The organism is Roseovarius sp. MBR-79, assembly GCF_053628555.1.
The window spans coordinates 37,623-55,941 of sequence record NZ_JBRJGP010000005.1; the positions used below are offsets into that span (position 1 = coordinate 37,623).

General features: G+C 65.3%; 20 protein-coding genes and 1 riboswitch. Of the genes, 12 read left to right on the forward strand and 8 right to left on the reverse strand.

Annotated features, from left to right (window positions below; all coding sequences use genetic code 11):
- Positions 1 to 16: 16 nt before the first annotated feature.
- Positions 17 to 1,525: a choline-sulfatase gene (gene betC / locus ACSSV8_RS06425; RefSeq protein ID WP_454281897.1), complete on the reverse strand. Its 1,509-nt coding sequence runs from the start codon at positions 1,523 to 1,525 to the stop codon at positions 17 to 19.
- Entirely contained in the window at positions 1,522 to 2,106 is a 585-nt protein-coding gene (betI, locus tag ACSSV8_RS06430; protein WP_454281898.1) for a transcriptional regulator BetI, read from the reverse strand. The genes betC and betI overlap by 4 nt, the downstream gene beginning before the upstream one ends.
- A gap of 203 nt (positions 2,107 to 2,309) precedes the next feature.
- Here betI and ACSSV8_RS06435 point away from each other — a divergent pair, with 203 nt between their 5' ends.
- The 4 genes from ACSSV8_RS06435 (at position 2,310) to choV (ending at position 6,808) form a co-directional block, all read left to right on the forward strand.
- On the forward strand, positions 2,310 to 3,863 hold the full coding sequence (locus ACSSV8_RS06435) for an ABC transporter substrate-binding protein (RefSeq protein WP_454281899.1): 1,554 nt from the start codon (positions 2,310 to 2,312) through the stop codon (positions 3,861 to 3,863).
- 89 nt (positions 3,864 to 3,952) lie between these two features.
- The gene (gene choX / locus ACSSV8_RS06440) at positions 3,953 to 4,879 is read left to right on the forward strand and encodes a choline ABC transporter substrate-binding protein (protein WP_354538476.1); all 927 of its coding nucleotides are present in this window, start codon (positions 3,953 to 3,955) and stop codon (positions 4,877 to 4,879) included.
- Positions 4,880 to 4,934: 55 nt separating this feature from the next.
- Positions 4,935 to 5,771, forward strand: a complete 837-nt coding sequence (gene choW, locus ACSSV8_RS06445) for a choline ABC transporter permease subunit (protein WP_454281900.1) — start codon at positions 4,935 to 4,937, stop codon at positions 5,769 to 5,771.
- Positions 5,768 to 6,808 carry a choline ABC transporter ATP-binding protein gene (choV, locus tag ACSSV8_RS06450; protein ID WP_354538399.1) on the forward strand — a complete coding sequence of 347 codons (1,041 nt, stop codon included), beginning with the start codon at positions 5,768 to 5,770 and terminating at the stop codon, positions 6,806 to 6,808. The genes choW and choV overlap by 4 nt, the downstream gene beginning before the upstream one ends.
- A 14-nt stretch (positions 6,809 to 6,822) precedes the next feature.
- Here the strand turns inward: choV and metZ are convergent, their stop codons facing one another.
- Entirely contained in the window at positions 6,823 to 7,995 is a 1,173-nt protein-coding gene (gene metZ / locus ACSSV8_RS06455) for an O-succinylhomoserine sulfhydrylase (protein ID WP_354538400.1), read from the reverse strand.
- A 58-nt stretch (positions 7,996 to 8,053) separates the two neighbouring features.
- A riboswitch (SAM riboswitch) is annotated at positions 8,054 to 8,131 on the reverse strand.
- A gap of 116 nt (positions 8,132 to 8,247) precedes the next feature.
- Between metZ and ACSSV8_RS06460 the strand changes: the two genes are divergently transcribed.
- From ACSSV8_RS06460 to ACSSV8_RS06480, 5 genes are all read left to right on the forward strand, one after another.
- Positions 8,248 to 9,141, forward strand: a complete 894-nt coding sequence (locus ACSSV8_RS06460) for an alpha/beta hydrolase (protein ID WP_454281901.1) — start codon at positions 8,248 to 8,250, stop codon at positions 9,139 to 9,141.
- A 27-nt stretch (positions 9,142 to 9,168) separates the two neighbouring features.
- The gene (locus ACSSV8_RS06465) at positions 9,169 to 9,831 is read left to right on the forward strand and encodes a glutathione S-transferase N-terminal domain-containing protein (RefSeq protein WP_354538402.1); all 663 of its coding nucleotides are present in this window, start codon (positions 9,169 to 9,171) and stop codon (positions 9,829 to 9,831) included.
- A 76-nt stretch (positions 9,832 to 9,907) separates the two neighbouring features.
- Positions 9,908 to 11,017, forward strand: coding sequence for a Ppx/GppA phosphatase family protein (locus tag ACSSV8_RS06470; protein WP_354538403.1), 1,110 nt, complete (start codon positions 9,908 to 9,910; stop codon positions 11,015 to 11,017).
- Positions 11,017 to 11,733: an RlmE family RNA methyltransferase gene (locus ACSSV8_RS06475; RefSeq protein WP_354538404.1), complete on the forward strand. Its 717-nt coding sequence runs from the start codon at positions 11,017 to 11,019 to the stop codon at positions 11,731 to 11,733. The genes ACSSV8_RS06470 and ACSSV8_RS06475 overlap by 1 nt, the downstream gene beginning before the upstream one ends.
- Before the next feature lie 74 nt (positions 11,734 to 11,807).
- Positions 11,808 to 13,016: a pyridoxal-phosphate-dependent aminotransferase family protein gene (locus tag ACSSV8_RS06480; RefSeq protein WP_354538405.1), complete on the forward strand. Its 1,209-nt coding sequence runs from the start codon at positions 11,808 to 11,810 to the stop codon at positions 13,014 to 13,016.
- Here the strand turns inward: ACSSV8_RS06480 and ACSSV8_RS06485 are convergent.
- The gene (locus ACSSV8_RS06485) at positions 13,003 to 13,407 is read right to left on the reverse strand and encodes a hypothetical protein (RefSeq protein ID WP_354538406.1); all 405 of its coding nucleotides are present in this window, start codon (positions 13,405 to 13,407) and stop codon (positions 13,003 to 13,005) included. The two genes, ACSSV8_RS06480 and ACSSV8_RS06485, sit on opposite strands and share 14 nt — an antisense overlap.
- A 9-nt stretch (positions 13,408 to 13,416) precedes the next feature.
- On the reverse strand, positions 13,417 to 14,619 hold the full coding sequence (locus tag ACSSV8_RS06490) for a pyridoxal phosphate-dependent aminotransferase (RefSeq protein WP_454281902.1): 1,203 nt from the start codon (positions 14,617 to 14,619) through the stop codon (positions 13,417 to 13,419).
- Positions 14,620 to 14,705: 86 nt separating this feature from the next.
- Between ACSSV8_RS06490 and ACSSV8_RS06495 the strand changes: the two genes are divergently transcribed.
- From ACSSV8_RS06495 to ACSSV8_RS06505, 3 genes are all read left to right on the forward strand, one after another.
- A complete protein-coding gene (locus ACSSV8_RS06495; RefSeq protein WP_354538408.1) occupies positions 14,706 to 15,104 on the forward strand; it encodes a helix-turn-helix domain-containing protein in 399 nt (132 codons plus the stop codon).
- Positions 15,105 to 15,138: 34 nt separating this feature from the next.
- Complete coding sequence (locus ACSSV8_RS06500; RefSeq protein WP_454282004.1) at positions 15,139 to 15,363, forward strand: succinate dehydrogenase assembly factor 2; 225 nt, start codon at positions 15,139 to 15,141, stop codon at positions 15,361 to 15,363.
- Positions 15,364 to 15,454: 91 nt separating this feature from the next.
- Complete coding sequence (locus ACSSV8_RS06505) at positions 15,455 to 15,955, forward strand: MarR family winged helix-turn-helix transcriptional regulator (protein ID WP_354538409.1); 501 nt, start codon at positions 15,455 to 15,457, stop codon at positions 15,953 to 15,955.
- A gap of 62 nt (positions 15,956 to 16,017) precedes the next feature.
- On the opposite strand, the gene ACSSV8_RS06510 is transcribed toward ACSSV8_RS06505, so the two are convergent.
- The 3 genes from ACSSV8_RS06510 to ACSSV8_RS06520 all read right to left on the reverse strand — a co-directional run bounded on the left by ACSSV8_RS06510 (position 16,018) and on the right by ACSSV8_RS06520 (position 18,285).
- A complete protein-coding gene (locus tag ACSSV8_RS06510; protein ID WP_454281903.1) occupies positions 16,018 to 16,518 on the reverse strand; it encodes a hypothetical protein in 501 nt (166 codons plus the stop codon).
- Between the two features lie 70 nt (positions 16,519 to 16,588).
- A complete protein-coding gene (locus ACSSV8_RS06515) occupies positions 16,589 to 17,458 on the reverse strand; it encodes a sulfotransferase domain-containing protein (protein WP_354538411.1) in 870 nt (289 codons plus the stop codon).
- Entirely contained in the window at positions 17,455 to 18,285 is an 831-nt protein-coding gene (locus tag ACSSV8_RS06520) for a sulfotransferase domain-containing protein (RefSeq protein WP_354538412.1), read from the reverse strand. The genes ACSSV8_RS06515 and ACSSV8_RS06520 overlap by 4 nt, the downstream gene beginning before the upstream one ends.
- Between the last annotated feature and the right edge of the window lie 34 nt (positions 18,286 to 18,319).

Below are 18,319 nucleotides of genomic sequence, written 5' to 3' on the forward strand. Positions count from 1 at the left end.
CGGCAAGATGAAGCCATCATTCGCCCCTCGGGAAGCGCTGGTTTTCCTCCAGCACGTTGAGGTCCATGTGGTTGCGCATGTAGCGCTCGGAGGCCTTTTGCAGCGGCTGGTAATCCCAGGGGTAATAGCCGCCCTGACGAAGCGCCTCGTAGACCACCCAACGCCGCGCCTGGCTTTCGCGGACCTGCGCGTCAAAGGCATCGAGATCCCATCGCGCGGCCGCCTTGGCGCGCAATTGTGCCAGCGTGCCCGCATGGGCGGGGTCATCCGCGAGGTTGGTCAGCTCATGGGGGTCGGCGTGAAGATCGAACAACTGATCGGGATCGAGCGTGCAGCGGTTGTATTTCCACTTGCCATAGCGCAGCGACACGAGCGGGGCATAAGACGCCTCGGCGGCGTATTCCATCGCCACGGGGGCCTCGCGCCTGCCGCCCTGCCCGAGATAGACCAGCGATTGCCCCTCGGTCCAGGGCATGATTTCGGACATGTCCGCGCCTGCCAGATCACACAGCGTCGGGCAGACGTCGATGGTGCTGACCGGATCGCTCACAAGGCCGGGGGCCATGCCGGGGGCCGAGATCATCATCGGCACGCGGGCGGACCCCTCGTAAAAGGACATCTTGTACCACAGGCCCCGCTCGCCCAGCATGTCACCATGGTCCGAGACGAAAAGGATGATCGCCTCCTGCCGCGTCGTCTCCAGGGCGGCCATCACCTCGCCGATCTTGTCATCGAGATAGGAGATATTGGCAAAATAGGCGCGGCGGGCGCGGGCGACCTGATCCTCGGTGATGGTGTAGCTGCGCCAGTCGTTGGCGTCGAAAATACGTTTGGAATGCGCGTCGTGATCCTCGTAGGCCATCGCCGGAACCTGCGGCAGCAGGTGCTCGCATCCCTCGTAGAGGTCCCAGTATTTGCGCCGCGCCACGTAAGGATCGTGCGGATGGGTGAAGCTGACCGTCAGGCACCAGGGCCGCGCATCATGCCCGCGCGCGAGGTCATAGACCTTGCGGGTGGCATTGTAGGCGACCTCGTCGTCATATTCCATCTGGTTGGAAATCTCGGCCACGCCCGCGCCCGTGACCGAGCCCATGTTGTGATACCACCAGTCGATCCGCTCGCCCGGTTTGCGGTAATCGGGCGTCCAGCCGAAATCGGCGGGGTAGATATCGGTGGTCAGGCGTTCCTCGAACCCGTGCAGCTGATCGGGGCCGACGAAATGCATCTTGCCCGAAAGACAGGTCTGATAGCCCGCGCGGCGCAGGTGATGGGCATAGGTGGGAATGTCGGCGGCGAACTCGGCGGCGTTGTCGTAGACGCGGGAGCGCGAGGGCAGAAGCCCCGACATGAAGCTTGCCCGCCCCGGCGCGCACAACGGCGAGGCGGTATAGGCATTGGCAAAGCGTGTGGAGCGCGCCGCCAGCCGCTTGAGATTGGGCGCGTGAAGCCAATCGGCGGGGCCATCGGGAAAGAGCGTGCCGTTGAGCTGATCGACCATGAAAATGAGGATGTTGGGTTTGGTCATCGCGTTGCCTCCGGGAGGGATGTGTCAAGGTAATGCAGCAGCACGGCAATCGCGGTCTCGGGCGCGATGCCGCCCTCGCCGAGCGCCTGACGCAGGTAAAGCCCGTCGATCATGGCCGCGAGCCCGCGCGTCAGCGTGCGCGCGTGACCGGGCGCGATCTGGCGAAAGGCATGGTGCAGGTTCGAGCGCAGCCGCCGCTGATAGACATGCAAGAGCCTGCGCGCCTCGGCCGAGCGCTGCGCCTGCACGTAGAAATTGAGCCAGGCCGCGACCATCTCGGGGCGGAACTGCGCGGACGTGAAACTGGCGCGGATGATCGCCTCGAGCCGCGCGCGCGGTGTCTTTGCCATGAGAAGCGCGCCACGCACCTCGGCGCCGTAAAGCGTGAGCACATGGCGCATGGCGGCGGCGAACATCGCCTCCTTGGAGCCGAAATAATGGTGCGCGAGCGCGCTTGACATGCCCGCGCGCCGCGCGATCTGCGCCACCGTCACATCAAGCGCGCCATGCGCGCCGATCTCATGGATCGTCGCCTCGACCAGCGCGCCGCGCCGGATGGGCTCCATTCCCAGCTTGGGCATGACCGCTCTCCAAATTCTTGCCAGACGGGGGTAAGCGTGTTTAATTGACTCGTCAATCAATAAACCGGGAGGACGATACCGGGCACCGTCATCACCAAAACGGCGTTGTGTTTCACGCCAACGTCATATTAGCCTTAGCAGATAAGAACCGGCCGCCCGCCGCAAGCAGAGGCAGGCCGGATGAAACCACGGGAGAAATGAACATGACACGGATTTTCAACGGCGGGATGAACCGTCGCGGATTCATGGCCGGAACCGCCGGTGTGGCGCTCGCCGCGTCCATGCCCCGCGCGGCCCAGGCCGCGCCCAAGCGTGGCGGCCATCTGCGCGTGGCCATCGGCCATGGCCAGACCACCGACACGCTCAACCCCGGCACCTATTCCAACAGCTTCATGACCTCGGTCAGCTTTCCGGTGCATGGGCGCCTGACCGAAGTGACAGCCGAGGGCGCGCTCATCCCCGAAGTGGCCGAAAGCTGGGAGGCCTCGGCCGATGCCTCGGTCTGGCGCTTCAAGGTCCGCTCGGGCGTGACCTTTCATTCCGGCAAGGCGGTGACCGCCACGGACGTGGCCAATTCGATCAACTTTCACCGGGGCGAAAACTCCACCTCCGCCGCCGGCCCGCTGGTCGCGCCGATCACCGATATCGCCACCGAGGGCGACGACATGGTGATCTTTACCCTCGATGGCGGCAATGCCGACTTTCCCTTCATCCTGTCGGATTATCACCTGACGATCTGCCCCGCCAATGGCGACAGCATCGACTGGCAGTCGGGCGACGGCTGCGGCAGCTATGTGCTCAGGAACTTCAACCCCGGCGTCTCTTGCGAGATGGAGCGCAACCCGAACCACTGGCGCGATGACGTGGCCTGGTTCGACAGCGCCGAGATCATCGCCATCGTCGATCAGAACGCGCGCACCACGGCGCTGGTGTCCGGCGATGTGGATGTGGCCGACCGGCTCGACCTCAAGACCGTGGGCCTTCTGGCACGCAACCCCAATATCCAGATCAACTCGGTCGCGGGGACGCAGCACTACACCTTCGCCATGGACACCCGCGCCGATCCGTTCAGCAACAACCACGTGCGCCTTGCCCTCAAATACGCGGTGGACCGGCAGCAATTGGTGGACAAGATCCTGTTCGGCTATGGCTCGGTCGGCAATGACCACCCCATCGGGCCTGGCCAGCGCTTTTTCAACAGCGATCTGGAACAGCGCAGTTTCGATCCCGACAAGGCGAAATGGCACCTTCAGCAGGCCGGGATCGACAAGCTCGAGGTCAAGCTTTCGGCGGCGGATGCAGCCTTTGTCGGGGCCGTGGATGCAGCCGTGCTCTCACAGGATTCCGCCGCCCAGGCCGGTATTTCGCTCACCCCGGTGCGCGAGCCCAATGACGGCTACTGGTCGGATGTCTGGATGAAGAAGCCCTTCGCTGCCGTCTACTGGTCGGGCCGCTCGGTCGAGGATCAGATGTTCTCGACCGCCTATCAGTGCGGGGCTGCGTGGAATGACAGCTTCTGGTGCAATGACCGTTTCGAGGAACTGTTGATCAAGGCGCGCTCGGAGCTTGACGAGGACAAGCGCCGCGCGATGTATCACGAGATGCAGGCCATCGTGTCGAACGATGGCGGCGTGGTGATCCCGATGTTCGCCAACTATGTCTTCGGCAATTCCACCAAGGTCGCCCATTCCGACACGCTCGGCTCCAACTGGGACGTGGACGGGATGCGCTTCATCGAGCGTTGGTGGATGGCCTGAAGCCAGCCCGCGCGATTGCACGGGGCCCGGTGGCGTTTCGCCGCCGGGCCCGACGCCAACGAAAATCCGACATCGGGAGAGACATGACCATGACCCCCAAGCTGACCCTTTCCGCCCTTGCGCTCACGCTCGCCGCCGGCCCTGCGCTGGCCAATTGCGAGCGCGTGACCTTCTCCGATGTGGGCTGGACCGACATCACCGCCACCACCGCCGCCACCACCGTGGTGCTGGAGGCTTTGGGATACGAGACCGACATCAAGGTGCTTTCGGTGCCCGTGACCTACACCTCGCTCGCCAAGGGCGATATCGACGTTTTCCTGGGCAACTGGATGCCAACGATGGAGGCCGATATCGCCCCCTACCGCGAGGCCGGGACCGTGGACACCGTGCGCACCAACCTTGTCGGGGCCAAGTATACGCTGGCCACGAACGCCGCCGGGGCCGCGCTCGGGATCACCTCGTTCGAGGCCATCGCAGGGCAGGCCGAGGCGCTGGAGGCGACCATCTACGGCATCGAGCCGGGCAATGACGGCAACCGTCTGATCCTCGACATGATCGAGGCCGATGCGTTCGGCCTTGGCGGGTTCAAGCTGCGCGAAAGCTCCGAACAGGGGATGCTCGCGCAGGTCGCGCGCGCCGACCGCCGGGATGAGCCGGTCGTGTTCCTCGGCTGGGAGCCGCACCCGATGAACGCCAATTTCGAGCTGACCTATCTGGAGGGCGGCGACGACTGGTTCGGCCCCGATCTGGGCGGCGCGGTGGTTGCCACCAACACCCGCGCGGGTTTTGTGGCGGAGTGTCCGAACGTAGGTAAGCTATTGCAAAACCTCGAATTTACCCTCGCCATGGAAAACGAGATCATGGGCGCGATCCTTGACGATGGAGCCAAGCCCGAAGTCGCGGCAAGCGCCTGGCTCAAGGAAAATCCCGGCGTTCTGGACGGCTGGCTCGACGGCGTGACCACGCAGGACGGCGGCGACGCGATGGCGGCGGTCACATCCGCGCTCGGGCTTTGAGAGCGGACGGGGCGGCCCGCGCCGCCCCTTTCGCCCCGCGTGAAAGGAGTGCCCCATGGACTGGCTGACCGAGCACAAGATCCCCGTGGGCCGGTGGGCCGAGGATTTCTTCCTCTGGCTTCAGGACCATGGCGCGGCCTTCTTCGACGGGATGGCAGCGGTGATGGAGGGGCTGATCGACGCCCTTCTCTGGCTGCTCCAGACGCCCCACCCCATTGTGATCATTGCGGTTTTCGTGGGGCTGACCTGGGCCTTGCAACGCAACTGGAAGACCTGCCTTTTCGTCTTCCTTGGCTTTCTCTTCATCCTCAACCAGGGCTACTGGATCGAGACCACCGAGAGCCTGACACTGGTGCTGACCTCCTGCCTTGTGTGCATGGCCATCGGCGTGCCCATCGGCATCGCGGCGGCACACCGCCCGCGCCTTTATGACGGGATGCGCCCCGTGCTCGATCTCATGCAGACCCTGCCCGCATTTGTCTATCTCATTCCGGCGATAGTGTTTTTCGGCATCGGCATGGTGCCGGGCCTCATTGCCACGGTGATCTTCGTGGTCCCTGCCCCCATTCGCCTCACACATCTTGGCGTGGCCTCGACGCCTCAGCCGCTTCTGGAGGCCGCGCAGGCGTTCGGGGCGACGGGCCGACAGACGCTCTGGAAGGTGGAACTGCCCTATGCGCTGCCGCAGATCATGGCGGGGCTCAATCAGACCATCATGCTGTCGCTCTCCATGGTGGTGATCGGGGCACTTGTCGGCGCGGACGGGCTTGGCGTGCCGGTGCTGCGCGCGATCAACACGGTGAATATCTCGCTCGGCTTCGAGGCGGGGCTGATGATCGTGGTGGTGGCCATCGTGCTTGACCGGATGCTGCGGATGGAGGGGCGGAAATGAGCGCCCCGGCCGTCCGTTTCGACCGCGTGTCCATCGTCTTTGGCGATACGCCCGCGCGCGCCCTGCCGCTGATGGACGACGGGCAATCACGCACGGAGATCCAGCAGGCCACCGGCCAGGTCCTCGGCGTGCATGACTGCGACCTGAGCGTGGCCCCCGGCGAAATCCTCGTGCTCATGGGGCTTTCCGGCTCTGGCAAGTCCACGCTCCTGCGCGCGGTCAACGGCCTCAACCCGGTGGTGCGCGGCAAGGTCGAGATCAACGACGGCAACGGCATGGTCGATGTCACCCATGCCGATGCCGCCACCCTGCGCCGGTTGCGTCAGCACCATGTGGCGATGGTGTTTCAGCAATTCGGCCTGCTGCCCTGGCGGACGGTGGCCGAGAACGTGGGGCTTGGCCTTGAGCTGGCGGGCGTGCCGCAGGCGGAGCGGGCTGATCGGGTCACGCGCCAGTTGGCGCTCGTGAACCTTTCGGACTGGGCCACGCGCAAGGTGGGCGAGTTGTCGGGCGGCATGCAGCAGCGCGTCGGCCTTGCCCGCGCCTTCGCCACCGAGGCGCCGATCCTGCTGATGGACGAGCCGTTTTCCGCGCTCGATCCGCTGATCCGCACCCATCTTCAGGACGAACTCATCGACCTGCAAAAGAAACTCGGGCGCACCATCATCTTTGTCAGCCACGACCTTGACGAGGCGTTCAAGCTGGGCCAGCGCATCGCCATCATGGAGGGCGGGCGCATCGTGCAATGCGGCACCCCGCAGGAGATTTTCACCAATCCCGCCACCGGATACGTCGCTGATTTCGTGGCCCACATGAACCCTTTGGGCGTCCTGGTCGCGCGCGACATGATGGAGCCGGTGAGCGGCCCGCCCGCCGCCGCCCCAGACCGCACCGTCCCGCCCGAGGCCACGATCCGGCAGGTGATGGCGGCCGCCCAGGACCATGACGCCCCGGTGGGGGTGGTCGAGAATGGCCGGCTTCTCGGCCAGATCACCCGCAACCGCATCCTGTCCAAGCTGCTCGACCCGCGCACCTGAGCCGTGGGCGGGCGCTACCCCGCTGCCGCCGCCAGCGCGCGCTGCAGGTCCTCGAGCAGGTCCTGCGGGTCCTCCAGCCCGACGCTGAGCCGCACCAGCCCCGGCGTGATTCCAAGGGCTGCCTTTTGCTCGGCGGGCAGGCGCTGATGCGTGGTCGTGGCCGGGTGCGTCACGATGGATTTCGCGTCGCCCAGGTTGTTGGAAATCAGCACGATTTCCAGCGCGTTGAGAAACCGGAACGCCGCCGCCTGCCCGCCCTTGATGTCGAGCGCGATCACCGTGCCGCCCTGCCCCATCTGCCGCAGCGCCAGCGCGTGCTGCGGATGATCGGCCAGCCCCGGATAGATCACCCGCAGCCGTGCATCCCCCGACAGCGCCTCGGCGATGGTCTGGGCACTTGCGGACTGCGCGCGAACGCGCAGGTCGATCGTCTCCAGCCCCTTGAGCATCACCCACGCGTTGAAGGGCGAGAGCGCGCCGCCGGTATGCTTCATGTAGGGCTCAAGGGTCTTGCGGATATACTCGCGCCGTCCCAGAACCACCCCGCCAAGGCATCGCCCCTGCCCGTCGATATGTTTGGTCGCCGAATAGACCACCACATCGGCCCCCTGCGCGATGGCATCCGAATAAACCGGCGTGGCAAAGACATTGTCCACCACCACCAGCGCCCCGGCGGCATGGGCCAGAGCGGCCACCGCCGCGATGTCGATCACCTCGAGCGTCGGGTTGGCGACGGTCTCGAAAAACACGGCCCTGGTGCCCGGCCTGATCGCGGCGCGCCATTGGTCAAGGTCAGTGCCATCGACGAAGGTCACCTCGACGCCAAAGCGCGTCAGCACCTCTTCCAGCACGTAAAGGCACGACCCGAACAGCGCCCGCGCCGACACCACGTGATCGCCCGCCCGCAGCATCGAGGTCAGCGCGCCCGACACCGCCGCCATGCCGCTTGCCGTGGCAAAGGCGTCCTCGGCCCCCTCGAGCGCCGCAATACGCTCCTCGAACATGGCCACGGTGGGATTGCCGTAACGGGCATAGATGAACTCGTCCGGGCCCGCCTGAATGAACCGCGCCTCGGCCGCCTCGGCGCTCTCGTAGACAAAGCCCTGGGTGAGGAAAATCGCCTCGCTCACCTCGTTATACTGGCTGCGCCGCGTGCCGCCATGGACCAGTTTGGTGCGTGTCTTCATGTCCGTCCTCCGGGCGCATGGCCCAACTGAAAAAGCCCCCGACGCGGTCAAGCGAAAGGGGGCTTTCATCCTGACCTCTTTAGCGGGATGTTTAACGTGGCCCGCAATCCGGTAACAAATCGCCACGCGTTGCGCTTTAGCCGCAGGTTCAGCCTGCGTCAACTCTGTCACCGGAATTTAACCAAAGCGTCGCGGCACCGACATATGGCGCGCCTAATGCCTTGCCACAAGATGTTGTGGGGGTTGGGGACCATGCCGCTCATTCACCTGAACGCCGGGGACGACCTGCCCGAAACGATCCCCGATACCGGCTCCGGCCCTGTCATCGTGATGGTTCACGGGTTCAAATACGCCCCCGGCCATGCCACCGAATGCCCGCATCGCCACATCTTCTCGCTTTCGCCCGAGCGGGAGTGTTTCAAGGTTGTCAGTTGGCCGCGTGGCCTTGGTTTCGACGGCATCCGCCCCGGCGAGGGGCTGGCCGTGGGCTTTGGCTGGCACGCGCGCGGCTCGCTCTGGCAGGCCTACCGAGAGGCGGCGCGCGCGGGCGCCGCACTCGCCACGACGATCAAGACCCTGCGCGCCCGCGCGCCGCACCGCCCCATCCACGCCATCGCGCATTCCTTTGGCGCGCGGGTGGTGCTCTCGGCGCTGACCCATCTTGAGCCGGGCGCGCTCGACCGCGTGATCCTGCTCGCGGGGGCCGAGTTCGGCCATAACGCCGCGCAGGCGCTCGCCTCGCCTGCGGGCCGGTCGGCGGAGGTGATCAACGTCACCACGCGCGAGAACGATCTTTACGATTTCCTGCTGGAATGCCTGATTTCGGCGCCCGCGCGCGGCGACCGCAGCCTTGGCCTCTCGTTGCCCACGGGCACCAATGTCGTGACGCTGCAACTCGATGATCCCGCCACGCTTGAGCTTCTGGCGCGCGCGGGGTTCGACGTCGCGCCCCCCGCCGCGCGCATCTGCCACTGGTCGCCCTATACCCGCCCCGGGGCGCTGCCGTTCTACGGCGCGCTTCTGCGGGCACCGGAACGTTTGTCGCTGGCGCAACTTCGCGCCGCGCTGCCCGAGCGCGCGGCACCGCGCTGGTCGCGGATCATGGCCGAAATTCCCTTGCCAATGGGCCGCAAAGCGTCATTCTGACCGGGCACCGCCGGACGGAGAGACGCCATGCAAGATCCGATTGACCTCTATTACTGGCCCACACCGAACGGCTGGAAGGTCTCCATCGCGCTCGAGGAAATGGGCCTGCCCTATCGCTGTCACCTGATCGACATCGGCGCAGGCGATCAGCATGCGCCTGCCTTCCTCGCCGTCTCGCCCAATAACCGCATCCCCGCGATCACCGATCCCGAGGGGCCCGATGGCGCGCCGATCCATATCTTCGAATCGGGCGCGATCCTGCTCTATCTCGCGCGCAAGACCGGGCGCTTTCTGGGCGAGACCGAGCGCGAGCGCATCGCGGTCGAGCAATGGCTCATGTGGCAGATGGGTGGCGTCGGGCCGATGGCCGGTCAGGCGCATCACTTCCTCAAGTTCGCGGCCGAGGACATCCCCTACGCCAAGGACCGTTACCGCAGCGAGGTCGCGCGCCTTTACGGCGTGCTCGACCGACAACTGGCGGATAATCATTATGTCGCGGGCGATTTCTATTCCATCGCCGACATGGCGCTCTGGGGCTGGTGCTCGCTCTGGGAGGGGCAACAGCAGACGCTGGAGGACAAGCCGCATTTCGCCCGCTGGCTGGCTGAGGTGGCCTCGCGCGACGGCGTGCGTCGCGGGCGCGCGCTGCATGCGGACCGGCGCCGCGACCCCACCGCCAAGCCCGCCTGAGGCGCGCGCTCGGCCCTTGCGCGGGAGGCCGGTTCGCTCTACGCTAGCGGTAACTTGTAATGGAGGGCGTGACGTCATGACGCCCAAGCGTCCGATTGGTGCGGGCGCTTCCCCGAAGCCGGTCGAGAGCCCCGCGCCGAGCCTCCCGGATCGCCCGCCGCTTTACGCGGCGCTCGATCTTGGAACAAATAGCTGCCGCATGTTGATTGCCCGTCCCGAGGGCAGTCAGTTTCATGTCGTGGACAGTTTCTCGAAGTCGGTTCAGCTTGGCAACGGGCTGGAAAGCTCGGGACGTTTGTCGCGTGCCGCCATCTACCGCACCATTCAGGCGCTGCGCGTGTGTCATCAGAAACTGCGCCGCCACCGCGTGACGCGGATGCGCCTTGTCGCCACCGAGGCCTGTCGTCGTGCCACCAACGGGCGCGAATTCATGAGCCGGGTCGAGCGCGAGACCGGGCTCAGGCTCGACATCATCGCGCCCGAGGAAGAGGCGCGGCTTGCCGTCGTGTCCTGCGCGCCGCTGGTCAGCCCCACCACCGAACAGCTTCTGGTGGTGGATATCGGCGGCGGCTCGACCGAGCTTGTCTGGATCGACCTGCGCGAATTGCCCCCGTCCGAGCGCCGCCGCGCCATCATGCAAATGCATCTCGGCTTTCACAATCCCGCCCCCGGCCCCGCCGCGCGGGTGGTGGACTGGATCAGCGTGCCGCTTGGGGTGGCCACGCTGCGCGAACAGTTCCGCGATGTCGAGGACGACGCCGCGCGCTTTGCCCTGATGAGCTGGTATTTCGAGGAAAACCTTGCCGAGTTTGCCCCCTACAAGGACGAGCCGTCGCGCGACGGCTTTCAGATCGTCGGCACCTCGGGCACGGTCACAACCGTCGCGGCCAGCCATCTCGGCCTGCGGCGCTATGACCGCAACAAGGTTGACGGGATGACCATGACCAGCGACGAGATCGACCGCGTGATCCGGGGCTATCTGACCCTTGGACCGGCGGGGCGCAGGCGCGACCCGCGCATCGGACAGGACCGGCAGACCCTGATCATGTCGGGCGCGGCGATCCTTCAGGCGCTCTTGCGGTGCTGGCCCACGGACCGGCTCTCGGTTGCCGATCGCGGGCTGCGCGAGGGGATGCTCTATGCGCAGATGGCCGCCGATGGTGTGCTCGACGAAGGAGAGACGTGATGGCCAAGGGACCGGATGGCAAGAACACCTCGGGGCGCGGGCTGCGCGACCTGACGGTCAAGGTCAAGACGGCGCGCGGGCGGCGCGCCTCCTCGACACGCTGGCTGCAACGGCAGTTGAACGACCCTTACGTGCAACGCGCGCAGGCCGAGGGCTATCGCGGGCGGGCGGCCTACAAGATCATGGAACTGGACGACAAATACGGCTTTCTTGTGCCCGGCGCGCGGGTGGTCGATCTGGGCTGCGCGCCCGGCGGCTGGTTGCAGGTGGCGGTGCCGCGCGTCAACGCGCTCGGGGACCAGTCCGGCAAGCGGCAGGGCTTGGTGCTCGGCATCGACCTGCAAGAGGTCGAGCCGGTGGCAGGGGCCGAGATCCATCAGCTCGATTTCATGGCAGACGATGCCGACGCGACGGTGAAGGCATGGCTCGGGGGCCGCGCCGATGTGGTCATGTCCGACATGGCCGCCGCCTCTTCCGGGCACAAGCAGACCGACCATTTGCGCATCATCGCGCTCTGCGAGGCGGCGGCCTATTTCGCCTTCGACGTGCTGGCCGAGGGGGGCACATTCGTCTCCAAGGTGCTCGCGGGCGGGGCCGAGGGCGAGTTGCAGAAGCTGCTGAAACAGCGCTTTGACAAGGTCGCCAACGTCAAACCCCCCGCCTCGCGCGCCGACAGTTCCGAGAAATTCGTGGTCGCCACAGGCTTTCGCGGCTGAGCGGCGCGCCCCCGTTGACGCCGCCCGAAACCGGCGTAAGGTCGCGCCCGAACACCCCCTCCGGAGACGTCCCCATGAGCCTTGCCAACGGTCGCGCCTATCTTGCCATCCCCGGCCCCTCGGTCATGCCCGAGGAGGTGCTGCGCGCCATGCACCGCTCGTCGCCGAATATCTACGAGGGTGCCCTGATCGAGATGACGGCGGGCCTCATCCCCGACCTGCGCGCCGTGGCGCGCACGGCGGGCCGCGTGGCCATCTATATCTGCAATGGCCACGGCACATGGGAGGCGGCGCTGGCCAACACGGTCGCCCCCGGCGAGCGGGTTCTGGTGCCTGCCACGGGCCGTTTCGGCCATGGCTGGGCCGATGTGGCGCGCGGTCAGGGGATCGAGGTGGAGATGCTCGATTTCGGCAAGCGCGCCGCCATGGACCTTGGCCGCGTCGAGGCGGCGCTGCGCGCCGATAAGGGCCACACAATCCGCGCCGTGCTGGCCACCCATGTGGATACCTCCACCTCGGTTCGAAACGATATCAAGGCGTTGCGAGACGTTCTTGACGCAACGGGCCACCCGGCACTCTTGATGGCCGATTGCATCGCCTCGCTGGCCTGCGACCGGTTCGAGATGGACGCCTGGGGCGTCGATGTGATGATCGCGGCCAGCCAGAAGGGCCTGATGGTGCCCCCCGGCCTTGGCTTCGTGTGGTTCTCCGACAAGGCGGCGGAGGCGCGCAGGCGCATCGGTTCCGTGACGCGCTACTGGGACTGGACGCATCGCGCCGACCCGGAAATGTTCTATCAGTATTTCGGCGGCACGGCCCCCACTCATCACCTCTACGGGCTGCGCGCCGCACTCGACCTGATCAACGCCGAGGGGATCGAGGCAATCTGGGACCGCCACGAAACCCTCGCCCGCGCCATCTGGGCGGCCTGCGAGGCATGGGGGACCACCGGCCCGCTGGAGATGAACGTGGCCGACCGGGCCTTGCGCAGTCACGCCGTCACGGCACTGAGGATCGGCGCGCCGCATGGATCAAACCTGCGGCAATGGGTGCAGGACCAGACGGGCGTGACCCTTGGGATCGGGCTGGGAATGGCCGAGCCGGGCGATCCGGCCTGGCACGGGTTTTTCCGCATCGGCCATATGGGGCACGTGAACGCGCATATGGTCCTGGGCGCGCTCGGGGCCATCGAGGCGGGGCTGGTGGCGCTTGATATTCCGCATGGTGAGGGGGGCCTCACGCGCGCCGCCGAGGTGATCGCGCGCGGCGTCAGCCGTCCTTGAGCAGGCGGTCAGCCTTCTTGCGCACCAGAACCGTGCGCAGATCGTGCATGGCCAGCAAGAGCGCGTCGGTCACCTGCTCAAGCTGGGCGTCGGTCGCTTTCGATTGCACCCAATGCGTCGTGGTGTTGAGGTAATCGACCGCCCGCAGGATATCGTCGATATCGCGGTGTTCGAGGAGCCTGAGCCGCTCGGCCATCCAGCTTTCGATCGCGGCCATATCCTCGGGCGTCAGCTCCCGCTCGCCATGCGGCTTGACTTCGAGCTTGCGGATGTTGACGCTGGCAATCTGCTCCATGTCGATGCGTCGCTGGCGGTTCTCGGTATCGACCCGGAACACGAAAGCGCCGTTCTCGCGGACGCGGAAATAATAGTCCGGCAGATCGCCCGCCATATGCCCCTCTTACCGCAACCCCGCGCAGAACCTCTCGATCCGCGCGCAGGCCTCGGTCAATGCCTCGTCGGATGTAGCGTAGCTGATGCGGAAATGCGGCGAAAGCCCGAAGGCCGCGCCAAAGACCACCGCGACGCCAGTCTCTTCCAGAAGCGCGGTGGCGAAATCCTCATCCGTTTCGATCCGTGCGCCGCCGGCACTCACCTTGCCGATCAGCCCCGCAATGGAGGGATAGACATAAAAGGCGCCCTCGGGACGCGGACAGTCGATGCCGGGAATGGCATTGAGCCGCTCCACCACCAGATTGCGCCGCCGCACGAAGGCCGCGTTGTTCGCGGCGATGAAGTCATGGCTGCCGTTGAGCGCCTCGACCGCCGCCCATTGGCTGATGGTGCAGGGGTTGGAGGTGCTTTGGCTCTGGATCTTGCGCATGGCTGCGATGAGGGGTTTCGGCCCCGCCGCATAGCCGATCCGCCAGCCGGTCATGCAATAGGCTTTGCTCACCCCGTTGCAGGTCAAGGTTCGGTCATAAAGACCCGGCTCGACCTCTGCGGGCGTGCAAAACGCGAAATCGTCATAGGCCAGATGCTCATACATGTCGTCGGTCATCACCATGACATGCGGATGACGCATGAGCACATCCGTGAGCGCCCTCAACTCGGCGCGCGAATAGCCCGCGCCCGTCGGGTTCGACGGCGAGTTGAAGATGAACCACCGCGTTTTCGGCGTGATCGCCGCCTCGAGCGCCTGCGCGCTCAGCTTGAACGCCGTCTCGATCCCTGCGGGCACGATCACCGGCTCGCCGCCCGCGAGCAGCACCATGTCCGGGTAACTCACCCAATAGGGTGCCGGAATGATCACCTCGTCACCGGGATTGAGCGTCGCCATCAGCGCGTTGTAAAGGATCTGCTTGCCGCCCGAGGCCACGCTGACCTGAGAAGGTTCATAGTCCAACCCGTTGTCGCGCTTGAATTTCGCGCAGATTGCCGCCTTGAGTTCGGGGATACCATCGACGGCGGTGTATTTGGTGCGCCCCTCTTCAATCGCGCGGATACCGGCGGCGCTGATATGCGGCGGGGTCGGGAAATCCGGCTCTCCCGCGCCAAGCCCGATCACGTCGCGGCCCGCGGCCTTCAACTCCTGTGCCTTGGTGGTGACGGCTATGGTGGGCGACGGCTTGACGCGGTCAAGCGTCGCGGAAAGGCGGATCATGGTCGGCTCCGGTTTGAATTTGTCTCCCAAACCTCTTAGGGTGCGCCAGAACCACGATCAAGGACGATCGCCGGAAAGGAAAAGCAATGACCGAGACCACAGAGCACTGGTTCGACCCCGACGCCACCACCTTTGGTGACCGCATCGCCGGCGCGCGCGAGCGTTCGGGCATGAGCCAGAGCGATCTGGCCAAGCGCCTCGGCGTCAAGCTCAAGACGCTCAAGGGTTGGGAGGACGACCTCTCGGAGCCACGCGCCAACAAGCTGTCGATGATGGCCGGGCTTCTCAACGTCTCCCTGCTCTGGCTCTTGTCGGGCGAGGGCGAAGGCCCCGATTCGCCCGCCATGGGCGAGCTCTCCCCTGACATCTCGGGCCTGCTGACCGAGATCCGCGACATCCGCACGCAGCTTGTCTATTCCACCGACCGTCTGGCGCGTCTGGAAAAAATCCTGCGCGCCAAGCTGATGGAGGAAGCCGGTGAGTGAGGAAAGCCCGGAGCACCGCATTCGCCGCCTGACGATGCGCGCGAACCGGCGTGGAATCAAGGAGATGGATATCATCCTCGGCCACTACGCCGAGGCGCGGCTTGGCGCGATGGACGCCCCCGCGCTTGATCTTTTCGACGCGTTCCTGTCCGAGAACGATCAGGACCTTTACCAATGGGTGACCGGTCAGGGGGCGGTGCCCGATCGCTTTGCGCCACTCATCGACGACATTGCGCGCCACGCCTTTTCGCGGAAATAGCGCGCATTTTAGGCATAAGGCATCCAGTTTAACCGATTATTGGCGGTTTTACCGCAACGTCCCTCGCGAACCCATCGCAAGGGAGAATTGGATGAGCTTTCAAAAGCCCCTCGGCGCGCCCCCCTCGCGCGCCGCCTATGTCACCGGCTATCTTGAAGCCCTCGCGCTGGTCGAACGGCTGCACCGGCTGCTTCTTGACGTGATCAAGGACGAGTTCGAGCGCGTCGGCGTCATCGAGATCAACGCCGTGCAGGCACTCTTGCTGTTCAACATCGGCGAAAACGAGGTGACGGCGGGGGAGTTGAAATCGCGCGGCTACTATCAGGGCAGCAACGTGAGCTACAACCTCAAGAAACTGGTCGAGACGGGCTATATGCACCATCAGCGCTGCGAGGTGGATCGCCGCGCCGTGCGTGTGCGCCTGACCGAGAAGGGCCGCGGCATCCGTGATGTGGTGGCCGCCCTCTTCGAGCGCCACGCCGAGGGGCTTGAAGGGCGCGGCGTGCTCGGCCCCGACGGGCTCGATCAGGTCACCACCGCGCTGCGCCGGGTAGAACGCTACTGGAGCGATCAGATCCGGTATATCTATTAGCGCCGGGTCGATTGGAACGGACGCGACAGTGCCATTCACACGTCCGGCGCGGGCGGGCAATATCAGAGATGCGCGCCGGGGCCGTCCTGCCTGAATCGCACGATCATCACCCCGCCCTCGTCGCTATCCACATAGACGGTCTGGCCGGGAATGCGCACCACCGGGCGGCGCGCCTCATCGCCCGCGCGCCACGGGCGCGAGGTGGTCATGCAGCGCGCCTCATGTCCGCCGTAATCGGCCGTCGGACGCACCTCGCGCATGAACGTGAGGCCCCGCACCAGCGCCTCGCCATCGAGAAACACGGCGCCCGACCCAAGCAGACGATGCTCGACCCCCTGCGTCAGGACCGATTGCCGCTCGCTCTGCGCCCAGACCCCGCAAACAAGGGTGCGGCCCTGCGCCTCGCGCAGATCGACCGCGACGGTCACACCACCACCGCTGTCATAACTGCCACCGTCCACAACCGGGTTGGGTCCGAGCCGTGCCACCACCTGCGGGCCGGTCGCGGCAGAGCAGGCGGCCAGTCCGAGACCGGCGACAAGGGTAAGGGCGATACGCGTCATGCTGGCCTCCGTGATCATCCGTGTCTGACCAGAACATAGGCAATCGCGCGGGATATGCCAGCGCCACCGCCTAGCCAGAGGTGGCGAACGCCTCGGTTTCCTTCAACATTTCGGGATACCAGCGTTCGAGCGCGGGCAGGAACCCCGCGCGCAGCCGCGCCGCCTGCGCGGGCGTCAGATCCTCGCGCCAGACACCCGCCTGTCCGCGCGCAAAGAATTTCTGCATCCCCTGAGGCCGTTCGATAAAGCCGAGCGTCTCTTCCTGTCGCTTCATCGCCTCGAAACTCGTGGCCTTGATCGCGCGCGCCAGCTTCGGCCCGTCCACCTTGACGCGCAGGAATTTCTCCAGCAGGGCGCGCATCGCCTTGCCGGGGCTGGCAAGCAGATCCTCGTAGCGCACCACATGCAGCGGCAGGCCACCGGCATGGGTCCAGGTGTGGATATGGTCGTCCCAGCGGCCCAGAAGATCGACGATCCCCGACGGCGTGCCGGTGACCGTATCGGGGTTGAGCATCTGGGTAATCGCAGTGTCCAGATCGCAATTCTGATGTCGCGCGAAGGACGGGGCCAGATCGAACGGGTTGCGCAGGATGTAGATCGCCGCCGCCGTCACCTCGGGGGGGATCACATCCTGATCGAAAAGGCGGACCGGCTGGCAATGGGTCTTGACGAAATGATGGTCGGGTTTCGAGGCCGCGATGAGGCGCAGCGCCTTGCCGCGCACCGCCATCCATTCTTCCAGATTGGTGCCGTGATATTTGCCCCCGGCGGCGGCATCAAAGAAATCCGCGCGCGTATCACCGGTGGTGAACTGCCGCAGGTTGTTGATATCGGGCGCCTTTCCCGGCGGCATGAAGTAATGCGCCAGAAGCGACCGCATCCAGGTGTTGCCGGATTTGGGATAGCTCGCCAGCCAGATGATCCGCCTCAGATCGCTCATTCCAGATATCCGTAACGCTTCATCGTCGTGCCCAGCTTGTCGCGGATGATGTCCGCCAGCGCCGGATCGAGATCGGTTTTCCACTGATCCTTCTGGCCCTTGCCGAAGAACTTTTCGCTTTCCTTCGGCTTTTCGATGAAGCCGGACTGCTCTTCCTGCCTGGACAATTCGTCGAAGCTTGAAAACCGGATCGCCCGTTGCAGGCGCTCGGGGTCCACCGGCACGCCGATCAGCTCCAGAGCCTTGGAAAAGTGCGTCTCGGGGTCTTCAAGAAGGTCTTCGTAGCGCAGCACAAGCTGCGGCCAGGGCGCGTATTTCACCCAACTGCGCACATGACCTTCCCATGTCCCGAGAAAGTCGGCGACCGAGGTTTCAACCGGGAGGTTGGCGTTCTCGGGATGGGTGATGCGTTCGACCGCAACCTCGTGGGTCATCCGGTAATGGCGCGCGTAAGACAGCACCATGTCGAGCGGATTGCGCATGATGTAGATCGACGCGCGGGTGAATTTCTCGGGGATAAGCTCCACCTCGTAGGCGGTGACGCGGGCATTGTGGGTCTTGACGAGGTTGATGTCGGCATTGTTGTTCACGATGCCGCGCAACACCTTGTGGCGGTATTGCAGGGTGAGCGCCACGCGGTTGAGGTCAAGCTTGCGGCCCGCCACCGCGTGATAGGCGGCGGCCATGGAATCGCCGCTGCCGACGCGGCGAACTTCGTTGATATCAAGCGGCTTTTGGGTGTTCAGCAGGTAATTGGCCAGAAACACCCGCGTCCAGGTGTTGCCGGATTTCGGGTAGGAGGCCAGCCAGACGATGCTGCGTTTCATGCTTTGGGTCATCCCCGGTATCATGTCATGTCAG